The sequence below is a fragment of the Vibrio sp. 10N.222.55.C6 genome (genome assembly GCF_041473395.1).
GTDB classification, from domain to species: Bacteria; Pseudomonadota; Gammaproteobacteria; order Enterobacterales; family Vibrionaceae; genus Vibrio; species Vibrio crassostreae_C.
In genome coordinates this window covers 1-245 of the sequence record NZ_JBFRSD010000700.1, presented here as the reverse complement: position 1 = coordinate 245, position 245 = coordinate 1, and the positions used below count along the sequence as shown (strand labels likewise).

Genomic DNA, 245 nt, shown 5'->3' with positions numbered 1-245 from the left:
GGCTCAAGTTTGATGGTGCCATTTTCAGAACTCACCTTGTTCACTATGACAGGTTGGCAATTAGCGCTGTTAATGAACTTGGTATTTCCAATATTAGCTTTACTGATCTGGTTACCTAAAATCAGAAAACGTTCATCTTCTGCTAACGATAACAAGCAACAAGACAGACCTCTGCCGATGAAGAAGATGATTAAAAGCGGCGTTGCGTGGCAAGTAACGTTAGCGCTTGGGCTTAACTCATTTAC

1 pseudogene is annotated in these 245 nt (G+C 41.6%); it reads left to right on the top strand.

From position 1 onward, the window contains the following. Nucleotides 1-245: pseudogene (locus tag AB4486_RS25720) on the top strand (MFS transporter); the annotation flags it as partial.